We start from the raw sequence: 19,443 nt of genomic DNA, 5'->3' as shown, positions 1-19,443 counted from the left end.
GCGCTACTTCCCCTTACCGATCAGCGCACCGGCACGCGCGCGAGCCCAGCGCTCGGCAGCAAGTACGTCATCCACGTCGCGAGGTTCGCGACGCCATTCGTCGGCGGCTTCCACCACCTGGGCAATAGTGTCCACAATCGAGGTGAAGCCGGTGTTCTGTGCCAGGAAAGCGGCCACCAGTTCCTCGTTCGCCGCGTTGTACACCGCCGGGACACAGCCGCCGACGGTCCCGGCGTGCCTGGCCAGCTCGACGGCGGGGAAAGCCTCGTTGTCCAGCGGCTCGAAGGTCCAGCTCGCGGGCTTGTCCCAGACGCACGCGGCCGCGGCGCCGGGCACGCGCTCCGGCCAGTGCAGGGCCAGCGCGATCGGCAGCCGCATGTCGGGCGGGCTGGCCTGGGCGATCGTCGAGCCGTCCACGAACGTCACCATCGAGTGAATGATCGACTGCGGGTGGACGACCACGTCGATGCGGTCGGTCTCGATGTCGAACAGGAGCTTCGCCTCGATCAGCTCCAGCCCCTTGTTGACCAGGGTGGACGAGTTGATCGTGATGAGCGGGCCCATCGACCAGGTCGGATGCGCCATCGCCTGCTCGACGGTGACGTCGGCCAGTTCCTCGCGCTTGCGGCCGCGGAACGGGCCGCCCGAGGCGGTGAGCACCAGCCTGGCGACCTCGGACTCGCGGCCGGCGCGCAGGGCCTGCGCGATCGCCGAGTGTTCGGAATCGACCGGGACCAGCTGCCCCGGCTTGGCCGCGGCCAGCACGAGCGGCCCGCCCGCGATCAGCGACTCCTTGTTCGCGAGCGCGAGCGTGGCTCCGGTGGCCAGCGCGCGCAGCGTCGGCGCGAGCCCCTGGGAACCGGGAAGGGCGTTGAGGACGACGTCGACCGGGGTGGTGTCGATCATCTCGATGACCGCGTCGGCCCCGGCGAAGATGCGCGGGAGCTTGAAGTCGCCGCTGGAGTAGCCGCGCTTCTGCGCCTCGGCGTACAGCGCGAGCTGCAGGTCTTCCACGGCCGTCGGCCTGCTGACGGCGACGGCGTCGACCTGGTGCGCCAGGGCCTGGGCGGCCAGCGCGGCGGGGTCGGAGCCGCCCGCGGCGATCCCGGCGACCCGGAACAGCTCCGGGTTACGGGCCGCGACGTCGAGGGCCTGGGCGCCGACCGAACCGGTCGAACCGAGCACGAGCACACTTCGCGAGGTAGTCATCGGGGGTCATTGTCGCGCGGGGCCCGTCGGGCGCGTGCAGCCAGGTGTGGGATCATTCGCGGGCAAGCGAACCATCGGGTTTTGAGGAGTTGATCGTGGCGAGCAAGGCGGTCGAAAAGCGCGGCCGGGTGGGCGTCGACACCGTTGACCCCCACGACGAGCCGTCGGCCGAGTGGGGCTGGCACGGTTCCTTCCCGAAGGCGACGCGGATCGCGGGCTGGCTGAGCGCGATCATCCTGCTGGTGATGCTGTACGGCAACCACCACGGCTGGACCGAGAACCTGTGGCTGATCGGCCTGTCGCTGGCGCTGGTGTTCGGTCTCGTGATGGACATCCGCAAGCAGCGCACGGCCTGGCGCAAGTAGCACCTTCACGGCTCAATGGCCCCTGTTCTCCGTCGAGGACAGGGGCCATTCGCCGTCATGGACCCACAACTCGGCGGCGATCTTGACCGCGTCGTCGGCCTCGACCCCGTAGCGATGCCGGTACTTCGCCGCCGGCCGCTGGATCGCCGCGGCGACGTCCCCGATGGCGACGTTGTTCCAGGAGTCGCCGGGGAAGAACTGCCGCATCACGGCGAGGAACCTGCCGGTCGCCCAGACCGGATCGGTCCGCTGCGCGAAGGAACCCCAGCTCGCTCGCTGCTGGAAGAGCCCGACGGAGTCGCCGAGTCCGCCGTCGAGGTTGGCGATGCTCGACTCGACGATCACCGTGGCGATCGCGATGGCCGCCGCGCGTTCGTTGAGGCCCGATCTCTGGACGGTTTCGACGACCGCTCTGGCGCACGACGTGTTGTACGGGTTCATGTAGCCGCGCATCTTGGTGCCGAGTTGCTGATTGAGCGCGCCCGCCGTGTCGGCGTCGTCGGCGGAGGCGCCCGCCTGGGCGCAGGGCAGGGCGACGTGGTCGACCTGGTCGGGGCGGATCTCGGTGGGCGGGATCACGACGAGGGAGAGGGCGAGGTACGCGGCGGTGAGTGAGCTCAGCATGCGGTGGCCGTTCGGTGCAGGTGGTCGTGAGTGGCGATTCGTGTTCTAACCCGAATCGCCACTCACGACCACCTGAACCGGCTCCGTACCGGCGCTTGCCCGCCCCCGGCCCGTGAAGCGCTACCCGACGACCACCCGATTGAGTTAGGTTCCCCCTCATGAAGCTGCGCTGGGGTGTCACCGCTGTCGTTTCCGCTCTCGCCGCCGTCCTGCTGCCGGGCGTGGCAACGGCCGCGCCCGCCGCCTCCGCGGGCTCACTGCCGATCGTGCGTTGCGAGTTCACGCCGACGCCGGAGAACCCCGCCGCCCGCCCGGTGTTCCGGCCGCTCCCCTTCGCGCTGACCCGCGGCACCATCGACGTCACGTTCCGCTTCAACTACGGCCCCGTCACCGTGCGCCTGAACCGCGCGGGCGCCGCCCCGTGCGCCGCGCACAACCTGGCGAGCCTGGCCCTGCAGCGCTTCTACGACCACAGCCAGTGCTGGCGCCTGACGAACTCCTCGCGCCTCGGCGTCCTTCAGTGCGGCGACATCTACGAAGCCGAGAAGGGCGGGCCGGGCTACAAGTTCCCGGACGAGGTCGACGGCACCGAGACCTACGAACGCGGCACCATCGCCATGGGCAACCAGGGACCGGGGACCAACGGCAGCGAGTTCTTCATCGTGCACTCGTTCGCGAACATCCCGAAGAACTACTCGGTGATGGGCAAGGTCGTGCGGGGCATGGAGGTGCTGGACCGGATCGTGGCGAACGGCATCATCCCGACGGATCCGAACGTGCCTGCCGACGGGCTGCCCGCGAAGCCGGTGAAGATCCAGAAGGCGACCGTCGGCTTCTGAGGTCACTCGAGGTCAGGCGTGCCCTTGCGAGTCACGGAGGATTTTCTCCTCCAGTAGGTATGCGAATCGAGGTGCCTCGCTCCGCGGGAAGATAGCGTGCTCCCGCATGTACGAGGAGAGGTCGTCGACACTGATCGCCGCGTCGAAGTGACCGTATCCTTCGCGAAACCACGCCTGCTTGTCCGTGAACCTCGCCCACAGGCGCTCCCAACCGTCGCCTTCGATGTCGGTGAAGCGATCGCGGGGCTGCATGGTGAAGATCCGCCCTCCGCATCGCTCCAGCAGGCCCGCGATCAACTTGCGCAACTCGCGTTCCAGCCCAGGCGGATTGCACAGCGCGAGACGCATGGAGACCTGCGCCCTCCCCCGGGCACCGTCGGCAGAATTGAACACTTCGAGATCGATCCAATGGTGCTCGCCTCGCATCTCGAAGTACTCGGCGCTCCCCCGCGCTCCCAAGGCATGCGTGGCCATCTCACGCACGACCGCCAGTGCCTCGTCACCGCTCTCCCGGGGCGACACGTGCACATAGTCGAACGCCCAAGCGCCCATGCGTCCTCATACCCCCTGACGACTTCGCCATCGCGGGCGAAATGGTCGAATATGCCAGATCGAACACGGCGACCACCGCCGCTTCAGGCGGAGGCGCAGCTCTCATAGGACCTGACCTTATGCCTTTAGAGTGACGTGTCTTTCCGGACGCTTCGGGGGTACCAGTGATGATGACGCATGAGCAGTACCTCGCGACGAGGCGTTTTCCGGCCCTCGACGGTCTGCGCGCGATCGCCGCGCTCCTGGTCGTGGTGTTCCACTTCGGCGGACCGGCGTGGGCCGTCGCCAACGGCTGGGTCGGCGTCCACCTGTTCTTCGTCCTCTCCGGCTTCCTGATCACCACGCTGGCCCTCCGTGAAGAGTCCCGGAACGGGAAGATCTCGCTCGCGAACTTCTACATCCGGCGAGCTTTCCGGATCCTGCCGGTGTACTTCGCCGTGCTGGGCATCGTCGTCGTGTTCATCTATTTGCGCGGCGGTTTCCACACCACCGGTTTGGCCGACGCGATGCCCTACTACCTCACGTTCACGAACGAGTTCGTGACCAACGCGCCCTTCACCCAGTCCTGGACGCTCGGGGTCGAGCAGAAGTTCTATCTCGTCTGGCCGTTCCTGGCCTTCGGCATCGCGGCGCTGGGCTTCCCGAAGCGCCTCGGCCTGGCGCTCGGGCTGGCGGCGTTGATGACCGCGTTGATCCCCGTCCTGCCGTACTCCGGCGCGTACGCGCCCATCCTCATCGGCTGCGCGCTCGCCATCGCCTTGCACCATCGGAAGGGGTTCGCCGCGCTTCGCGTCTTCACCCATCCGGTCGCGAGCGTGCCCGTGCTCGCCGCGCTCGTACTGGTACAGACGAACCTGACGAAAATCGAGGCCGTCCTCGGCGACGGCGGCACGACCGGCGTTCTCGTCTACGCCGTGCTGGCCGCGTTGCTGATCACGTCGCTGATCCCGCGCGGCCCGATCGCGTGGTTCCTTTCCACACCGCCGATGCGGTTCATCGGCGAGCGGTCGTATTCCGTCTACCTCCTGCAGGGAATCGTCTCGACGGTCGTCGCGGGCTCGATTCCCCAGCTCGGCACCGCCCGGACCCTCACCGCGGTCGGCGTGACCATCGCCGCCCTCATCGTGGCCGACGTGCTCTACCGCTGGGTCGAGGTGCCGATGATCGACGTCGGCCGCAAGCTGGTCGCCCGTCGCAAGACACGAATCGGCGACCAGGACAAGCCGTCGGCACCGGATCCCACGGTGCGGGATACCAATCCCGTCCTGGCCAGCGGCTGAGTGATTCGGGCGAAGCGCCCTTGTCCAGATCCGGTACTCTGGTCGCCAAGGTCGAGAGGCGCTGCAACGGACCGCTGAGTCCGCCACGCTCGGCCCCGGACATCACCGCAAGGGCGCCTCCCACGACATGGGAGGAGCGCTGGATGGAAACGACCGCCCTGCGAAAGCTGCTGGAAGAGCGCATCATCGTGCTCGACGGCGCGTGGGGGTCGATGCTCCAGAACGCCGGCCTCAAGCCAGAGGATTACCGCACCGAGCGGTTCCAGGATCACCCCCGTGACATCACCGGCGACCCCGACCTGCTGAACATCACCAGACCGGACGTCGTGCTCGACATCCACCGCCAGTATCTCGACGCCGGCGCGGACATCACGACGACGAACACGTTCACCGCCACCACCATCGGCCAGGCGGACTACGGGCTCGAGAACCTCGCGTACGAGATGAACCTCCGCGGCGCCCAGATCGCGCGCGAGGCGGCGGACGCGGCGGGCGGGAAGTTCGTCGCCGGGTCGGTCGGGCCGCTGAACGTCACGTTGTCGCTGTCGCCGAAGGTCGAGGACCCGGCGTTCCGCGCGGTGACCTTCGACGAGGTCTACGCCTCATACGCGGATCAGATCAAGGCGCTCGCCGAGGGCGGCGTCGATCTGCTGCTCATCGAGACCATCTTCGACACCCTCAACTGCAAGGCCGCGATCTCCGCCGCCCGCGACGTCGCGCCGCATCTGCCGCTGTGGATCTCGGTCACGATCGTCGACCTGAGCGGCCGGACGCTGTCCGGGCAGACGGTCGAGGCGTTCTGGAGTTCCATCGAGCACGCGGAACCGTTGCTGGTCGGTGTCAACTGTTCGCTGGGCGCCGAGGAAATGCGGCCGCACATCGCCGAACTGTCCCGCCTCGCGGGCACCTACACGGCTTGTCACCCCAACGCCGGACTGCCGAACGCGTTCGGCGGGTACGACCAGACGCCCGAGGAGACCGGCGGGCTGCTCGGCGACTTCGCCACGTCGGGGATGGTCAACGTCGTCGGCGGCTGCTGCGGCACGACTCCCGCGCACATCAAGGAGATCGCCGACGCGGTCCGCGGGATGGCGCCGCGGACCGTTCCGGACCCGAAGGCGAGCACCCGGTTCAGCGGGCTCGAACCGTTCGAGATCGGCAAGGACACCGGCTTCGTCATGATCGGCGAGCGGACCAACGTCACCGGGTCCGCCAAGTTCCGCAAGCTGATCGAGGCCGACGACCACCAGGCCGCCGTCGACGTCGCGCTGGAGCAGGTCCGCGGCGGGGCGAACCTGCTGGACGTCAACATGGACGCCGACCTGCTCGACAGTGAAAAAGCGATGACCACCTTCCTCAACCTCATCGCCACCGAACCCGAGGTCGCCCGGCTGCCGATCATGATCGACAGCTCGCGGTGGACGGTCCTCGAAGCCGGGCTGAAATGCGTGCAGGGCAAGGGAGTCGTCAACTCCATCAGCCTCAAGGAGGGCGAGGAGCAGTTCCTCCAGCAGGCCCGGCGCATCCGCGACTACGGCGCGGGCGTGGTCGTGATGGCCTTCGACGAGCAGGGCCAGGCCGACACCGCCGACCGGAAGGTCGCGATCTGCGGCCGTGCCTACGATCTGCTGACGCAGAAGGCCGGTTTCGTCGCCGAGGACATCATCTTCGACCCGAACGTGCTCGCGGTCGCGACCGGTATCTCCGAGCACAACGGGTACGCCAAGGCGTTCATCGACGCGCTGCCGCGGATCAAGGAACGCTGTCCCGGCGTGCGCATCAGCGGCGGTATCTCGAACCTCTCGTTCTCCTTCCGCGGCAACAACATCGTCCGCGAGGCGATGCACTCCGCCTTCCTGCTGTACGCGGTGCGCGCCGGGCTGGACATGGGCATCGTCAACGCCGGGCAGCTCGCGGTCTACGAGGACATCCCCAAGGATCTGCTGGAGCTGGTCGAGGACGTCCTCTTCGACCGCCGTGAAGACGCCACCGACAGGCTGGTCACCTTCGCGGAAACGGTCAGTGGCAAGGGAACCCAGCGCGTCATCGACCTGTCCTGGCGCGAAGGCACGGTCGAGGCACGGCTCAGCCACGCGCTGGTGCACGGCATCGTCGACTACATCGAAGAGGACACCGAGGAAGCGCGCCAGAAGCTGCCGAGGCCGCTCGAGGTCATCGAAGGCCCGCTGATGGACGGCATGAAGATCGTCGGCGACCTGTTCGGATCCGGGAAGATGTTCCTGCCGCAGGTGGTCAAGAGCGCCCGTGTGATGAAGCGGTCGGTGGCCTATCTCGAGCCGTACATGGAGGCCGAGAAGGAGAAGGCCCGCCTCGAAGGCCGGGTCGAAACCCGCCAGGGCAACGGAAAGATCGTCCTGGCGACGGTCAAGGGGGACGTGCACGACATCGGCAAGAACATCGTCGGCGTCGTCCTCGGCTGCAACAACTACGAGGTGATCGACCTCGGCGTGATGGTCCAGGCTTCGGTCATCCTGGACACCGCCGTCTCCGAAGGTGCCGACGCCATCGGGCTTTCCGGCCTGATCACGCCGTCGCTGGACGAAATGGTCAACGTCGCCACCGAAATGGAGCGGCGCGGGCTGAAACTCCCGCTGCTGATCGGCGGCGCGACCACGTCACGCCAGCACACCGCGGTCCGCATCGCGCCCGCGTACGAGAACACGACCGTGCACGTCCTCGACGCCTCCCGCGTCGTCGGTGTCGTCGGTGACCTGCTCGACGCGGACCGCGCCGAGATCCTCGACAAGAACAACCGGGCCGACCAGGAGAAGCTGCGTGAGCAGCACGCCAACAAGCAGCGCACCCCGCTGCTGACGGTCGCGCAGGCCAGGGCGAACCCGGAGAAGGTGTCCTTCGACGAGGTCCCGACGCCCGAGTTCACCGGCGTCCGGTACGTCTCGCCGACACTCACCGAACTGCGCGAGATGGTCGACTGGACCTTCCTGTTCCTGGCCTGGGAGCTGAAGGGCAAGTATCCGGCGATCCTCTCGAACCCGGTCGCGCAGGAGCTGTTCGACGACGCGAACACCCTGATGGACCAGATCGTCGCCGAGGAGCGGTTCCAGGCCAAGGGCGCGTACGCGTTCTGGCCGGCGCACTCCGAGGGCGACGACATCATCCTGGAGTCGGGAGTCAAGTTCCCGATGCTGCGCCAGCAGACGAAGAAGCCGCTGGAGCGGCCGAACCGCTGCCTGTCCGACTACATCGCCCCGGCCGGGGCGGGCGACCACCTCGGCGGATTCGCGGTCACGATCCTCGGTGCCGAGGACTTCGCCGCCGAGTTCGAAGCGAAGCAGGACGACTACCGCGCCATCATGGTGAAAGCGCTCGCGGACAGGCTCGCCGAGGCGTTCGCCGAGTACATCCACCTGAAGGCACGGCGGGAATGGTTCGAGCCCGACGCCGACCCGAAGCTGGAAGACCTGCACGCCGAGAGGTTCCGCGGGATCCGTCCCGCGCTCGGCTACCCGGCCAGCCCGGACCACAGCGAGAAGCAGGAGCTGTTCGACCTGCTCGACTCCGACAAGCTCGGAATGACGCTGACGGAGTCCTTCGCGATGTCGCCCGCGGCGAGCGTGTCCGGGCTGATCTTCGCCCACCCCGAGTCGAAGTACTTCACCGTCGGACGGCTCGGCAAGGACCAGGTCGAGGACTACGCCGTCCGGCGAGGCCTCGAACTGTCCACTATGGAGCAATGGCTGCGCCCGAACCTCGCCTACGAGCCCGAATGACACAATGATCAGGTGACTGCCGAGGGCTCGGACTTCCTGCAGCTGGACATCGGTGACGCGCCGCCGGGGCGCCGGTCGGACTGGCTGGCGTCGCGGCTGCGGCACGCCATCTCCGACGGCCGCCTGCCGGTCGGCAGCAGGCTGCCCGCGACCAGGGCGCTGGCCGCGGACCTGCGGGTCTCGCGCGGCGTGGTCACCGAGGCCTACCAACGGCTGGTCGAGGACGGCCACGTCGCCGGACGCGGCCGCGCGGGCACCGTGGTCGTCGCGGCGCCCGCGAGGACGAAGGAGCAAACGGCGCCCGGGCCGCCGTCGGCGGGCACGATCTTCCAGCCCGCCCCCGGGATCGGCGTCTTCGATTCACTGCGGTCGACACCGGCGAAGATCGACCTGTCCCCCGGCGTACCGGATCTGACGGCCTTCCCGAGGACGGCTTGGCTGCGCGCCGAACGCACCGTGCTCAACGACCTCTCGGCGGCGGCCTTCGGCTACGGCGACCCGCGTGGCGCGCCCGCGCTGCGGCTGGCCATCGCGCGCTGGATCGCCCGCACCCGCGGCATCACCGCCGACGCCGACGACGTCCTGATCGTCGCCGGCGTCGCGCAGGGTCTCGGGTTGCTGGCCCAGGTGCTGTGCGACAACGGGATCTCCGAGATCGCCGTCGAGGATCCGAGCTCGCTGGGCGCGCGGCAGCATCTGCACGACCGGCGGCTGGCGACGCCGCCGATCCGCGTGGACGAGGACGGGATCGACGTCGACGAACTCGTCCGCAGCGGCGCGCCCGCCGTCCTGCTCACGCCCGCGCACCAGTTCCCGACCGGTGTCGTGCTCGGCGGGGAGCGCCGTCGTGAGCTCATGCGCTGGGCCGCGGACGGCGGGCTGATCATCGAGGACGACTACGACGCCGAGCACCGCTACGACCGTCCGCCGGTCCCCGCGCTGCGCTCGATGCTGGCCGAACAGGTCTGCTACGCGGGCAGCGTGTCGAAGTGGCTCGCGCCCGCGCTCCGGGTGGGCTGGATGCTGGTGCCGCCGCGGTACCGGGACGAGGTGGTCGCGGCCAAACGGTTCGCCGACCTCGGCAACGCCGTCCTCCCGCAGCTGGTGCTCGCGCATCTCATGGAATCCGGCGAGATGGAGCGGCAGCTGCGGTTCGTGCGCAAACGGCACCGCCGCCGGCGGGACGCGATGATCGAAGCGCTCCGGACCCATCTCCCGGACGCCGTGGTGCACGGCGCGGCCGCCGGGCTGCACCTGACGATCACCTTCGACGCCGAGTTCTCCGACCTCGACTTCGCCGCCGCCGCGCTGGAGCAGGGCGTGAAGGTGCAGCCGCTGTCGTGGCACTGCCAGCGGCCGATGAATCCGGGTCTCGTCCTCGGCTACGGGGCCAGCCCGGCGAGTGACATCGCCGAAGGCATCGCCGTCCTGGGCAAGATTTCCCGCGTTTCGTCCTCTGGTTGCGGTAGTTCGCCGGCGAACTACCGCAACTAGAGGACGAATTGCCGGGGGAAGGGCAGGAGCGAGGACGGGTCCTCGACGTGGGCGTTGTGGCCGAGTCCCCGGAGTACGGCGGAGTGCGGGCTGAGCGCGCGAAGCTGCTCAGGACGGCTCATGGGGTCGTGTTCTCCGGCCGCGAGGACGACCGGGCAGCGCGCCGCGCCGAGCAGGCCACGCATGTCGGGAGCGCCGACGCCGAACGCGCGCGGGTCCAGCGCCAGCCGCCAGCCGCCTTCGGTTTCGGCCACGCCGCCGGGGTCCGCCTCGGCGATCCCGACCAGACCGGCGATCTTGAGAAAGCCGCGTTCGGCGTCCTCACGGGTCGGGAACACCCTCGGCGGCTTGGCCGCCATGGCGGTCGCCCTCGAAAGGTCACTCTCGCTCCATTCGACCTTGACGCCGATCGCGAACAGCCCGGCGACCTTCACCCCGAACCAGCCGCTGGCCAGCGCGAGCCCGACCACGCCGCCCAGCGAATGGCCGATCACCAGCAGCGGACCGCGTTCCGGGAGCGCGTCGGCGACCGCCGCGGCCAGACCGCCGAACGAGTAGTGCGGCAACCGGGCCGATCCCCCGTGTCCCGGCAGGTCGGGCGCCAGCCAGCGGTATCCCGGCTCCGCCATGAGGCCGTCCCAGACCGCTCCCGTCGCGCCGAGGCCGTGCAGCAGGAGCACGGCGGGGCCATCGGTTCCGGCGGTGCGCATCTTCAGGGTTTCCACCGGACGGATCTTTCCCCAGTCCCCCGTCCGCGGGCTAGTCCGTGTCGTGTGCGTCTGTTCGATGGGCTTCGTGATCCAGGTGGTTCCTGACGTCACGGGCGATTCGGCCTCGTACCGGGTTGTACTCGGCTGGATCGCTCGTGACGTCAGGGACCATTTGGGCGCGAAGACCGCGAACAGACGCGCACGACACGGGCTAGTGTTCGGAGCCGTGATCACCGATCCGGACACCTATACCCGGGGCGTGCCGTACGAGCACCTCGCGGCGCTGCGCCGGGAGTCGCCGGTCGTGCGGGTGGACGATTTCTGGGCCGTGCTCGGACATTCGGACGTCAAGTACGTGCTGAAGAATCCGAAGCTGTTCTCGTCGCACCTGGGCGGGACGCAGATCCGGGACCCGGCGACCGAACAGGACCTCGGTTACGTCCGCCGGATGATGCTCAACATGGATCCGCCCGAGCACGCCCGGCTGCGGGGCCTGCTCACCAGGGCGTTCACGCCGCGCGCGGTCGGCAGGCTGACCGAGCGGATCCACGGCTGGGCAAGGGATCTGATCACCGCGGTCGCGGCGGAGCGGCGATGTGATTTCGCCGCCGTCGCCGCCGATCTCCCGCTGCTGACGCTCGCCGAGGTCTTCGGGATTCCCGAACAGGACCGGCGGCTGATGTACGACTGGAGCAATCGCGTGATCGGCTACCAGGACGCGGACTACGCGGTGAGCGCGACCGTCGAAGCGGGAGAGGTCACCGAGCTCGCGCGGGCGGCGCTGGCCGTGCGGCCGGTTCCGGGCCCGGACGGTGCGATGCCCGATCCGCGCACCCGCGCCGGGATGCCGGATCTCTACGCGTACGCCACCGCGCTCGGCGAGTACAAGCGACGGCACCCCGGCGACGACGTGATGAGCAACCTGATGGGTCACGTGGAAGACGGAGGACGGGTCTCGATCGACGAGTTCGAGAATCTGTTCTGGCTGTTTTCCGTGGCGGGCAACGAAACGCTGCGCAACGGGATCCCCGGCGGGATGCTGGCGCTGCTGTCGCATCCGGACCAGTACCGGCGGCTGCTGGCCGACCGTTCGCTGCTTCCCGGTGCGGTGGAAGAGATGCTCCGCTGGTGGACGCCGGTCATGCACTTCCGCCGGACCGCGACCGAAGACGTCACTCTGTCCGATGTGGACATCCGCGCGGGCGACAAGGTCGTCGTCTGGTTCTCGTCGGCGAATCGCGACGAGTCCGTTTTCGAAGCCCCGGACCGCTTCGACATCGGCCGGACGCCCAACGACCACCTGACCTTCGGGCACGGCCCGCATTTCTGTCTCGGCGCCCAGCTCGCCAGGGTGCAGCTGCGCGCGATGTTCGAAGCGATCCTCGACCTGCCCGGCGAGGTGGAACTCGACGGCACCCCGGTGCGGTTGCGGTCGAACTTCCAGAACGGGCTGAAGTCCCTGCCGATCCGCTGGTAGCGAAGGGCCCCTTCCCGCCCCCGAGCGCGGGAAGGGGCCATCACCCCCTGGTCATTCGGCCGCGGCGAACTCCGGTTCGGCGACGGCTGAGCGGGCTTCGGCCTTGCGCAGGCCGACGACTCCCGACAGCGCCACCAGGACACTGATCACGGCGATGCCGGTGACGACGGTCAGCGCGGGCGCCAACCCGTTCAGCAGCGCGGCCGGGCCGGTGGCGCCACCCGCGTTGCCGGTCAGGACCGCGGTCACCACGGCGAGGCCGATCGCACCGCCGACCTGGATCGACGTGTTCAGCAGACCGCCGGCGAGCCCCTGCTCGTCGTCGGAGATGCCGTTGGTCGCCTGGATGTTGAGGGAGGAGAACGCCAGCATGAAGCCGACACCCAGCAGGATCATGCTCGGCAGCACCGAACCGGCGTAGCTGGAACTCTCGTCGATCCGCAGGAACAGCGCGTACCCGATGACGTGGGCGACGACTCCGGCGAGGATCGTGCGCGGCGTGCCGAGCCGGTCGATCAGCGGCTCGATCCTGGGCGAACCGAAGGCCACGATCAGCGCGGCGGGCAGGAATCCGAGCGCGGTCTGCAACGCGGACCAGCCGAGGACGGTCTGCAGGTACAGCATGACCACGAACTGGAAACCGATGTAGGCGCCGAAGAACGTCGCGCCGCCGAGGTTGGCGCGGGCCAGCGGGCCCGAGCGCAGGATGCCGAGGCGGAGCAGCGGGTGCTTGCTGCGCTTCTCGATGAGCACGAAGGTGACGAGCAACGCGAGCGCGAGCGCGAACGTGATCAGCGTCCTCGGGGAGGCCCAGCCGATCTCCGGCGCCTCGACCACGGCGAAGACCAGCAGGAGCGAACCGGCGGCACCGGTGATAGCGCCGGGGAAGTCGTAGCCGCCACCCTCCTGCGGGCGGTAGGACGGGATCAGCTTGACCGCGGCGGCCAGCGCGGCGAGCGCGATCGGCACCGGCAGCAGGAACGTCCAGCGCCAGCCCACCTCGGTGAGCAGACCGGAGAACACGAGGCCCGCGGAGTAACCGCTGGCACCGAAGACCGCGAAGATGCTGATCGCCCGGTTGCGGGCGGGGCCTTCGTGGAAGGTCGTGGTGATGATGGACAGCGCGGCCGGCGCGGTGAACGCGGCGGCGAGACCCTTGATGAAGCGGGTGGCGATCAGCAGCGCGCCGTCGTCGACGAGACCGCCGAGCAGGGAAGCGACCGCGAAGACCGCGACGGCGACAAGGAAGACCCGGCGCCTGCCGAGCAGGTCGGCGGTGCGCCCGCCGAGAAGCAGCAGGCCACCGTAGCCGAGCACGTAGGCGCTGATGACCCATTGCAGGGCACCGGTGGAGAGGCCGAGTTCGGCCTGGATGGACGGGAGGGCGACGGCGACCATCGACACGTCGAGCGCGTCGAGGCCCACGACGACGGACACGGTGAGCAGGACACCCCAGAGGCGCGCGTCCCACCTTGTAGAGCTGGTGGACAGCTGCACGGAAGAACTCATGATCCGTAGAGTACATGCACACGCATCTAATGCAAGTGCATTTAATGACTTTGCATAAAATTCATGTGCATGCTATCTTGGGCCGCGTGAGCGACGTCGCCGAACAAGACCTGCTGCAGGAGTGGCACGCCCTGTCCGCACGGCACGCGGCGGTCTTCGGACGGCTCGAGTGCCGGCTCCAGGAGCGCCACGGCCTCGGCGTCACCGAATTCGAAGCCCTCGAACGCCTGGTGAACTGCGTCGTCGGCAAATGCCGCGCGGCCGATCTCACCGAGGTCGTCCACCTGAGCCAGAGCGCCACTTCGCGACTCGTCGCCCGCCTCGAGCGCGAGGGGCTCGTGCAGCGCGCGCTCTGCGAGTCGGACCGGCGCGGGATCTTCGTCGTCGTGACCGACGAAGGCCGCCGTCGCTACGAAGAGGCGAAGCCGACCCACCGGGCGACGCTGAACGAAACCCTCACCATCAAGGCTTGAGTCACTTCTCGCCGATTTTGACCGCGGTCAGGGTGATCACCGCGTCGGCGGCGACTTTCGTCCCCGGCGCCGGGTCCTGACCCGTCTGGACCCAGTTCCGGTCCATCACGAGCATCCGGCCCTTGCCGGTCCCGTCGACCTCGCGCAGGTTGTACAGGCCCGCCGCCTGCATCGCGTCCTGCGCGTCCTGATGGTTCATCCCCGAGACGTCCGGGACGGTGACGAGCTTGGCGGCCGCCGTTGTCGGAGCGCTCGCCCGGCTGGACGGCTGCGCGCTCGCCACCGTCTCCGTGACGGTCGCCGGCGCCCCCGGCCGCGGGTTCGGAGCACCGCACGCGGCGAGGCCGAGCGCGCCGACGGCGAGAAGCAGGGCGATCCGGCTGGCGGTCTTCGTCATCCCGGGACTCCAGTCTGTGGTGATGAGACCGAAGAGAGTCGCGCCAGGGCGGCTGATCGTTAGCACCCGATCAGGGCCACCGAGGTAAAGAATATTTGACATGGTGTCTAGAACTCTTTACCTTGGAACACGTGGCACTGGAAGAGAAGCGCGCGTGGATCATGCTCGTGGTCACGGTTTTCGCCTACGCGGCGTACCTGATCGTCGTCCTCGGCGGGGCGAGATCCGGCCCGCTCGTCGATGTCCCTTACGTGGCACCGCTGCTGTGGACGATCGGGGCGGCCATCGTGGCCTCGATCGTGCTGCACATCGCGGCGTCGATCGCCTCACCGCGTGACGCGGGGCGCAAAGACCAGCGAGACCGCGAAATCGGCCGGTTCGGTGAGCACGTCGGGCAGTCGTTCGTCGTCATCGGCGGCGTCGCGGCGCTCGTCATGGCGATGGCGGAACTGGACCACTTCTGGATCGCCAACACCGTGTACCTCGCCTTCGTCCTGTCCTCCCTGCTCGGTTCGATCGCGAAGATCGCCGCCTACCGCCGGGGATTCCAGACATGGTGAAACCGACCAAGGTCATGAACTCGATCCGCGCCCTGCGCTTCGCCGCCGGTGAGATGACGCAGGCGCAACTCGCGGACCGGATCGGCGTCACGCGCCAGACGGTCATCGCCATCGAACAGGGCCGCTACTCACCGTCCCTCGAGATGGCCTTCCAGATCGCCCGGGTGTTCGGCGTCGGGCTAGACGACGTTTTTCAGTACCCAGACTAGGAAAGAGGCCCCCATGAAGGCGATCGTCCAGCACGAGTACGGCACGACGGAAGTCCTGAAGCTGATCGAGCTGCCGGATCCCGAACCGGGACCGGACGGTGTCGTCGTCCGGATCCGCGCGGCGGCCGTCGATCCCGGGGTCTGGCATCTCATGGAGGGCACGCCCTATCTGGTGCGCTTGATGGGCTTCGGGGTACGGAGACCGAAGGCCCCTGTCCGTGGCCTCGACTTCGCCGGTGTCGTACACGCGGTCGGCGGCGACGTCACGCGATTCCAGCCCGGCGACGAGGTTTTCGGTACCTGCCAAGGTTCTTTCGCCGAATACGCACTGACCACAGTAGACAAACTGGCACGGAAACCCGGGCGGCTCGGGTTCGAGGAAGCCGCGGCCGTCCCCATCTCCGCGTTCACCGCCCTCCAGGCGCTTCGCGACAAAGGGAAGGTCGCGCCCCGGCACAAGGTCCTGATCATCGGCGCGGGCGGTGGCGTCGGCACGTTCGCGGTGCAGATCGCCAAGGCTTTCGGCGCCACGGTCGACGGGGTGTGCGGGACGGGCAAGGTGGACCTCGTCCGCTCGCTCGGCGCGGACAGGGTGTTCGACTACACGCGTGAGGATTTCGGCGGCGGCTACGACCTCATCCTCGACACCGCGGGCAACCGGTCGCTGACCTCGCTGCGGAAAGCCCTCACCCCGCGCGGCACCCTGGTCATCGTCGGCGGCGAGGGCGACGGGCGGTGGATCGGGCCGGTGGGTCGCAACCTGCGGGCACTGTTCCTCGGGCCGTTCGTGAAACAGAAGCTCCTCGGCCTGTTCTCCACGGAGAACCAAGACGATCTCCAGGCACTTCGCGCGCTCATCGAGGCGGAGAAACTGACGCCGGTCATCGACCGCTCCTACTCGCTGGCCGAGGTGCCCGAAGCCATCCGCTACGCGAGCGAGGGACACGCGCGCGGCAAGGTCGTCATCACCGTCTGAATGTTCTCCCTCGCGTTCACCCCCGGCCATCTTGGGCGTGTTCGGTGTGGGACGACCCACCACGAAGCCGAGGGAGACCACCGATGTCCGTCAACCGCCGGGACCTGTTGCGAGGCGCCGCCACCGCCGGTGCGCTGGGGCTGGCCTGGCCGTTGAGTTCGCGGATGACCGTCGCGCAGGCGGAGGAGGCCGCGGCGGCACTGGGCGCGACCTGGGACGAGGCGCCGTTCACGCTCGGCGTCGCGTCCGGCGACCCCGTCCCGTACGGCGTCGCGCTCTGGACCAGGCTCGCGCCGAAGCCGATGGAGTTCGAGCAGCCGCTCGAAGACACCGTCGAGGTCGGCTGGGAGGTCGCCACCGACCGCGGTTTCCGCCGCCGCGTGGCGCGCGGGACGGCGCCGGCCACCGCCGGGCTCGGGCACAGCGTGCACGTCCCGGTGTCCGGGCTGGAGCCGGGCTCGCAGTATTACTACCGCTTCCACGCGCTCGGCAAGGTCAGCCGGGTCGGCCGCACCCGCACCGCGCCCGTCGGGCCGGTCCGGCGGGTGCGGTTCGCCTCGGCGAACTGCCAGGCGTTCCACGACGGGTTCTACGCGGCCCACGCCGGGATCGCGCGGGAGGACCTCGATTTCGTCGTTCACCTCGGCGACTACGTCTACGAACACGGCCAGGTCGGCGGGAACCCGCTGCGCGATCACGAAGGCCCCGAGGTACTGACGCTGCCGTCGTACCGGCGGCGGCACGCGCTCTACAAGTCCGACCCCTCGCTGCGGGACGCTCACGCGGCCCACCCCTGGTTCATCACCTGGGACGACCACGAGGTGGTCAACGACTACAGCGGTACCACTCCGGCACTGCAGGCCCGGCGATCGGCGGCGTACCAGGCCTGGTTCGAACACATGCCGGTGCGCCCGGACCACCCGGCGAGCCCGCGGATCCACCGGCAGCGCCGCTGGGGCGACCTGCTGGACCTGTCCATTTTGGATCTCCGGCAGTACCGGTCGGCGCAGAACCTGCCCGACGGCACGATCCTCGGCGCGGATCAGAAGGCGTGGCTCAAGGATCAGGTGACCGGCGCCGGTGAGGCGTGGCACTGCTGGGTGAACTCGATCATGCTCAGCCAGCTGGCGAAGCCGGGTGGCGGCGGCTACATGTTCACCGACCAGTGGGACGGCTTCCTCGCCGAACGCAAGGAGGTGCTGACCCACGTCGCCCAGAGCGGCCTCGAAGACCTCGTGGTGATCACCGGCGACTGGCATTCGGCGTTCGTCGACGACATCCGCCCCGACTTCGCCGATCCGGCCACCCCGGTGATCGGCACGGAGTTCACCGCGCATTCGGTCTCCTCCGGCGCCTACTCCCCCGAATGGAACGCCACGAACGGGCCGAAGATGGGCGCGGCGAACCCGCACCTCAAGTACTTCGAGGGCAACCGATACGGCTACGACGTCTACGAGGTCACCCCGCGCCGCTGGAGCACGCACATGCGGGTGATCGGCGACCGGCGCGACCCGCGTTCGCCGGTGAGCACCCTGACGACGTTCCACGTCGACCGCGGCAGGCCCGGGTCCTATGAGGACAGGGCCACGATCACGTCCCCCGCGCAATACCGGCGACGCTAGGCCAAAAGGGGACCGGCGGACTCAGAAGGGGGTCGGGGGACGCTCTTTCGGAGCAGCGCGGCTCACCGCACGCGTTCTCTTTTCACCTGCCCGATGAATTCACGACAATTCTTCCGTGCGGCTAATCTGAGCTTTCCATTGGGAACGATCCCCGGGAGAAAGCAATGAAGAAGAAAATCGCCGCTTTAGTCATGGCCGCCTTCTCGGCGGCCGGAATCCTGGCCGGTTCACCGGCCTCCGCGGCGACCGAAAGCCCCTTCCCGCCCTACGGTTGCGACAGCAACCGCTTCGGAATCCTCTTCGGCGAGGGGATTTCCACGACCTGCTTCTCCCTGCCGAGGTACTCGGAAACCTATCGAGTGGTCGCTCACTGCGCGTCGGGGTCATCCTTTTGGTACACCGTCGGCCATTGGGTTCCGCGCGGTTTCGGACCGTCGACGGCGGAATGTCACGGCGGACTGCTCTCGAACGCCTACGTCGCGGGATATCACGTAGACGATCTCTAATATTTCGCTAATGCGATGTTGATCTTGGTCCGGGTCCCCACCGGTCCACTTCCGCGGTGAGCCAGCGATGGAGGGAAAAGGCCAGTTCGACCGGCGCGTCGTACTGGATCAGATGCCCTGCATCCGGAATGACGTCCAAGAGGGCGCCGGGAATCGCGTTCGCGAGCTGTTCCGCCCGGTCCACCGGGATCCAGGTGTCTTCCGCGCCCCAGATCACCTTCACCGGCAAGGCGAGTTCGGGATAGCGATCCTGGATCTCGTCGGTGTACCGGACGTCCGCCTCGGCGATCTGCCGGTAGAAGGCGCGTCGTCCCTGCTCGTCCAGCCAAGGGCCGGTCAGCGTGGCCAGTTGCGCGCCGGTGAGACCACGATGGGAGGCCGTCCCGATATAGGACTCCAGCGCACCTCGGTGCACCGTCGGGGGCTGTGCTTGGAAGACCTCGGCGTTCTCCGCGACGAGCCGGAAGAACTCCGAACCCCACGGCCGTAGCGCGACGACGTCCACCAGGGCGAGAGAGGCGTATTCGGCGCCGTGCAGCAGGTTGGCGCGCAGCGAGACGGCGCCGCCGTAGTCGTGCGCGATCACGTGCGGGGCCGTCAGTCCCCAATACGCGAGCAGGTCGGCGAAAAGCTCGCCCTGCGTGCCGAGATCGACCGCGTGACCGGGCTCCTTCGACGAGCGGCCGTACCCCGGCATGTCCCAGACGTGGACGGTGAACTCCTCGCTGAGCGCTCGCGCGAAAGGCGCCCACAGCTGCGCCGACCACGGTGTCCCGTGGCACAGCACCACCGGGGCGCCTTCGCCGAGTCGCTCCCACGCCACCGAACGGCCACGCCACTCGAACGATCGCGACAACGCCAGTTCACCGAGACCCATGATCGCGATCGT

The 19,443-nt window shown here is 68.5% G+C and carries 19 protein-coding genes; 12 read left to right on the top strand and 7 right to left on the bottom strand.

The genetic code is table 11. The features are described from left to right. Positions 1–3: 3 nt before the first annotated feature. Positions 4–1,209, bottom strand: coding sequence for a 1-deoxy-D-xylulose-5-phosphate reductoisomerase (gene dxr / locus ACLJRM_RS23685; protein ID WP_101609605.1), 1,206 nt, complete (start codon positions 1,207–1,209; stop codon positions 4–6). A gap of 95 nt (positions 1,210–1,304) precedes the next feature. Here dxr and ACLJRM_RS23680 point away from each other — a divergent pair, with 95 nt between their 5' ends. Further along, a complete protein-coding gene (locus ACLJRM_RS23680; RefSeq protein ID WP_101609606.1) occupies positions 1,305–1,574 on the top strand; it encodes a DUF2631 domain-containing protein in 270 nt (89 codons plus the stop codon). Positions 1,575–1,586: 12 nt separating this feature from the next. Here ACLJRM_RS23680 and ACLJRM_RS23675 read toward each other — a convergent pair whose 3' ends face one another. Next, positions 1,587–2,198 carry a hypothetical protein gene (locus ACLJRM_RS23675; RefSeq protein WP_410664319.1) on the bottom strand — a complete coding sequence of 204 codons (612 nt, stop codon included), beginning with the start codon at positions 2,196–2,198 and terminating at the stop codon, positions 1,587–1,589. A 158-nt stretch (positions 2,199–2,356) separates the two neighbouring features. Between ACLJRM_RS23675 and ACLJRM_RS23670 the strand changes: the two genes are divergently transcribed. Then, positions 2,357–3,037, top strand: a complete 681-nt coding sequence (locus ACLJRM_RS23670; RefSeq protein ID WP_101609608.1) for a peptidylprolyl isomerase — start codon at positions 2,357–2,359, stop codon at positions 3,035–3,037. Between the two features lie 12 nt (positions 3,038–3,049). Here the strand turns inward: ACLJRM_RS23670 and ACLJRM_RS23665 are convergent, their stop codons facing one another. Then, positions 3,050–3,589, bottom strand: a complete 540-nt coding sequence (locus tag ACLJRM_RS23665) for a hypothetical protein (RefSeq protein ID WP_410664318.1) — start codon at positions 3,587–3,589, stop codon at positions 3,050–3,052. 167 nt (positions 3,590–3,756) lie between these two features. Between ACLJRM_RS23665 and ACLJRM_RS23660 the strand changes: the two genes are divergently transcribed. The 3 genes from ACLJRM_RS23660 (at position 3,757) to ACLJRM_RS23650 (ending at position 10,115) form a co-directional block, all read left to right on the top strand. Beyond that, positions 3,757–4,869 (top strand): acyltransferase family protein, encoded by a 1,113-nt coding sequence (locus tag ACLJRM_RS23660; RefSeq protein WP_410664317.1) that lies wholly within the window; start codon positions 3,757–3,759, stop codon positions 4,867–4,869. A gap of 143 nt (positions 4,870–5,012) precedes the next feature. Next, positions 5,013–8,621 carry a methionine synthase gene (gene metH / locus ACLJRM_RS23655; RefSeq protein ID WP_410664316.1) on the top strand — a complete coding sequence of 1,203 codons (3,609 nt, stop codon included), beginning with the start codon at positions 5,013–5,015 and terminating at the stop codon, positions 8,619–8,621. Between the two features lie 12 nt (positions 8,622–8,633). Next, complete coding sequence (locus ACLJRM_RS23650) at positions 8,634–10,115, top strand: PLP-dependent aminotransferase family protein (protein WP_101609611.1); 1,482 nt, start codon at positions 8,634–8,636, stop codon at positions 10,113–10,115. On the opposite strand, the gene ACLJRM_RS23645 is transcribed toward ACLJRM_RS23650, so the two are convergent. Then, the gene (locus tag ACLJRM_RS23645; protein ID WP_410664315.1) at positions 10,112–10,840 is read right to left on the bottom strand and encodes an alpha/beta fold hydrolase; all 729 of its coding nucleotides are present in this window, start codon (positions 10,838–10,840) and stop codon (positions 10,112–10,114) included. The genes ACLJRM_RS23650 and ACLJRM_RS23645 overlap by 4 nt on opposite strands. 211 nt (positions 10,841–11,051) lie before the next feature. Between ACLJRM_RS23645 and ACLJRM_RS23640 the strand changes: the two genes are divergently transcribed. Next, on the top strand, positions 11,052–12,302 hold the full coding sequence (locus ACLJRM_RS23640) for a cytochrome P450 (protein WP_410664314.1): 1,251 nt from the start codon (positions 11,052–11,054) through the stop codon (positions 12,300–12,302). A 51-nt stretch (positions 12,303–12,353) separates the two neighbouring features. On the opposite strand, the gene ACLJRM_RS23635 is transcribed toward ACLJRM_RS23640, so the two are convergent. Beyond that, positions 12,354–13,811 (bottom strand): MFS transporter, encoded by a 1,458-nt coding sequence (locus ACLJRM_RS23635; RefSeq protein WP_101609613.1) that lies wholly within the window; start codon positions 13,809–13,811, stop codon positions 12,354–12,356. A gap of 86 nt (positions 13,812–13,897) precedes the next feature. Here ACLJRM_RS23635 and ACLJRM_RS23630 point away from each other — a divergent pair, with 86 nt between their 5' ends. Continuing rightward, positions 13,898–14,284 carry a MarR family winged helix-turn-helix transcriptional regulator gene (locus tag ACLJRM_RS23630; protein WP_101609614.1) on the top strand — a complete coding sequence of 129 codons (387 nt, stop codon included), beginning with the start codon at positions 13,898–13,900 and terminating at the stop codon, positions 14,282–14,284. A gap of 1 nt (position 14,285) precedes the next feature. Here ACLJRM_RS23630 and ACLJRM_RS23625 read toward each other — a convergent pair whose 3' ends face one another. Next, a complete protein-coding gene (locus ACLJRM_RS23625) occupies positions 14,286–14,681 on the bottom strand; it encodes a PASTA domain-containing protein (RefSeq protein ID WP_410664313.1) in 396 nt (131 codons plus the stop codon). 131 nt (positions 14,682–14,812) lie between these two features. Between ACLJRM_RS23625 and ACLJRM_RS23620 the strand changes: the two genes are divergently transcribed. The 5 genes from ACLJRM_RS23620 (at position 14,813) to ACLJRM_RS23600 (ending at position 18,554) form a co-directional block, all read left to right on the top strand. Further along, positions 14,813–15,241, top strand: a complete 429-nt coding sequence (locus ACLJRM_RS23620) for a hypothetical protein (protein WP_101613411.1) — start codon at positions 14,813–14,815, stop codon at positions 15,239–15,241. Then, complete coding sequence (locus ACLJRM_RS23615) at positions 15,235–15,450, top strand: helix-turn-helix transcriptional regulator (protein ID WP_101609616.1); 216 nt, start codon at positions 15,235–15,237, stop codon at positions 15,448–15,450. Before ACLJRM_RS23620 ends, ACLJRM_RS23615 begins: the two co-directional genes overlap by 7 nt. 13 nt (positions 15,451–15,463) lie before the next feature. Beyond that, positions 15,464–16,426, top strand: a complete 963-nt coding sequence (locus ACLJRM_RS23610) for an NAD(P)-dependent alcohol dehydrogenase (protein ID WP_410664312.1) — start codon at positions 15,464–15,466, stop codon at positions 16,424–16,426. Positions 16,427–16,509: 83 nt separating this feature from the next. Then, positions 16,510–18,048: an alkaline phosphatase D family protein gene (locus ACLJRM_RS23605; RefSeq protein ID WP_101609618.1), complete on the top strand. Its 1,539-nt coding sequence runs from the start codon at positions 16,510–16,512 to the stop codon at positions 18,046–18,048. Positions 18,049–18,212: 164 nt separating this feature from the next. Next, positions 18,213–18,554: a hypothetical protein gene (locus tag ACLJRM_RS23600; protein ID WP_101609619.1), complete on the top strand. Its 342-nt coding sequence runs from the start codon at positions 18,213–18,215 to the stop codon at positions 18,552–18,554. A gap of 7 nt (positions 18,555–18,561) precedes the next feature. Here ACLJRM_RS23600 and ACLJRM_RS23595 read toward each other — a convergent pair whose 3' ends face one another. Beyond that, on the bottom strand, positions 18,562–19,431 hold the full coding sequence (locus ACLJRM_RS23595) for an alpha/beta fold hydrolase (RefSeq protein WP_410664311.1): 870 nt from the start codon (positions 19,429–19,431) through the stop codon (positions 18,562–18,564). Positions 19,432–19,443: the final 12 nt, after the last annotated feature.

This window comes from Amycolatopsis sp. lyj-84 (genome assembly GCF_046549075.1).
Taxonomy (GTDB): domain Bacteria; phylum Actinomycetota; class Actinomycetes; order Mycobacteriales; family Pseudonocardiaceae; genus Amycolatopsis.
This window is presented reverse-complemented; position numbering and strand designations above follow the sequence as displayed.

What these genes read in the sequence shown, in the direction of transcription:
- dxr (WP_101609605.1), bottom strand. Translation starts at nt 1,209, where the DNA reads ATGACTACCTCGCGAAGTGTGCTCGTGCTCGGTTCGACCGGTTCGGTC.
- ACLJRM_RS23675 (WP_410664319.1), bottom strand. Translation starts at nt 2,198, where the DNA reads ATGCTGAGCTCACTCACCGCCGCGTACCTCGCCCTCTCCCTCGTCGTG.
- ACLJRM_RS23670 (WP_101609608.1), top strand. Translation starts at nt 2,357, where the DNA reads ATGAAGCTGCGCTGGGGTGTCACCGCTGTCGTTTCCGCTCTCGCCGCC.
- ACLJRM_RS23665 (WP_410664318.1), bottom strand. Translation starts at nt 3,589, where the DNA reads ATGGGCGCTTGGGCGTTCGACTATGTGCACGTGTCGCCCCGGGAGAGC.
- ACLJRM_RS23660 (WP_410664317.1), top strand. Translation starts at nt 3,757, where the DNA reads ATGATGACGCATGAGCAGTACCTCGCGACGAGGCGTTTTCCGGCCCTC.
- metH (WP_410664316.1), top strand. Translation starts at nt 5,013, where the DNA reads ATGGAAACGACCGCCCTGCGAAAGCTGCTGGAAGAGCGCATCATCGTG.
- ACLJRM_RS23635 (WP_101609613.1), bottom strand. Translation starts at nt 13,811, where the DNA reads ATGAGTTCTTCCGTGCAGCTGTCCACCAGCTCTACAAGGTGGGACGCG.
- ACLJRM_RS23625 (WP_410664313.1), bottom strand. Translation starts at nt 14,681, where the DNA reads ATGACGAAGACCGCCAGCCGGATCGCCCTGCTTCTCGCCGTCGGCGCG.
- ACLJRM_RS23615 (WP_101609616.1), top strand. Translation starts at nt 15,235, where the DNA reads ATGGTGAAACCGACCAAGGTCATGAACTCGATCCGCGCCCTGCGCTTC.
- ACLJRM_RS23610 (WP_410664312.1), top strand. Translation starts at nt 15,464, where the DNA reads ATGAAGGCGATCGTCCAGCACGAGTACGGCACGACGGAAGTCCTGAAG.
- ACLJRM_RS23605 (WP_101609618.1), top strand. Translation starts at nt 16,510, where the DNA reads ATGTCCGTCAACCGCCGGGACCTGTTGCGAGGCGCCGCCACCGCCGGT.
- ACLJRM_RS23600 (WP_101609619.1), top strand. Translation starts at nt 18,213, where the DNA reads ATGAAGAAGAAAATCGCCGCTTTAGTCATGGCCGCCTTCTCGGCGGCC.
- ACLJRM_RS23595 (WP_410664311.1), bottom strand. Translation starts at nt 19,431, where the DNA reads ATGGGTCTCGGTGAACTGGCGTTGTCGCGATCGTTCGAGTGGCGTGGC.